This window comes from Kocuria sp. HSID16901 (assembly GCF_003989425.1).
Classification (GTDB): Bacteria; Actinomycetota; Actinomycetes; order Actinomycetales; family Micrococcaceae; genus Rothia; species Rothia massiliensis.
The window spans coordinates 1-1,110 of record NZ_RBLM01000018.1 but is presented as its reverse complement, the minus strand read 5'-3'; the positions used below and the strand labels follow the sequence as shown (position 1 = coordinate 1,110).

The 1,110-nt window shown below is 65.7% G+C and carries 1 protein-coding gene; it reads right to left on the bottom strand.

Annotated features, from left to right (window positions below; translation table 11 throughout):
• Nucleotides 1–994: IS481 family transposase (locus tag D8M21_RS11210; RefSeq protein ID WP_082156800.1), on the bottom strand; the 994-nt coding region annotated here is incomplete at its 3' end.
• Nucleotides 995–1,110: the final 116 nt, after the last annotated feature.

Here is a 1,110-nt window from a genome sequence, read left to right as displayed (position 1 = left end):
TGTGCTGTCCAGGCAGGTTGTTTTGGATTCTGCTGATGGGTGGGGCCCCGATTGCGGAGTGGTGCCTGTGATGATTGTAGAAGTGCAGCCAGCCTGGTAGCGCCATGCGACGCTCGGCTTCTGATCCGTAGAACCGGGCGTAGGCCCAGCCGTCGGCGAGGGTGCGGTGGAAGCGTTCGATCTTCCCGTTGGTCTGCGGCCGGTAAGGGCGGGTCTTCTTCGCCGTGATCCCGAGTTCTGCGCAGGCATCGCGCCAGGCGTGGGACTTGTAGGCGGAGCCGTTGTCCGAGAGGACACGCTCGACGGGGACACCCCGGGCGGCGAACCATGAGACAGCACGACGCAGGACGCCGATCGCCGTCTGCGCTTTCTCGTCAGAGCAGATCTCGGCGTAAGCAACACGGGAGTGGTCGTCGATGACGGTGTGGACGAACGCGGTGCCCAACCGGGGCTCATAGCGGTGGTTCCTGCTTTGCAGACGGGTCGCGGTGGCCTCCCGGTTGCGTTCGCCCTGGACGCGGCCGACGAACCGCCATCCGCCGCCGTCGGGGATGTTGCCGAACTTCGTGACGTCGACATGGATCAGCGAGCCGGGATGGTCGTGCTCGTATCGTCGGATGGGTTCTCCCGTGACCCGATCGATATGGCTGAGCCTGTTGATTCGACATCGCACGAGCACTGCGTGGATGGTCGAGGCGGGCAGTCCGAGTTCACCGGCGATCTGGGCCGGGCCGAGACGGCCCCGCCACCGCCGCTTCACGATCCGCTTGACCACGGGCAGTGGCGTCTTCGTCGGCATCGATCGCGGCCGACTCGAACGATCGGTCATCCCGGCGGGGCCCTCCAGCCTCAGCCGAGCCGCCCATTTTCGGGCCGTGACGGGAGAGACCATGAACATCTTCGCCGCGACCTGCGGCGACCAGCCGTCCTCGACGATCAGGCGCGCCAGGCGGAGTCGAGCGCGCGGGGTCAGGGCAGCGTTAGCGTGGGACACGAGGGCCTCCTGGTACGTGAAGCGGTTGAACTCAACAGCTCCACTTCACAACCGGAGGCCCTCACCTCTCAGCTGTTCACGGCCGTGTCGCCGAAACAACGTCCCTGGACATTACA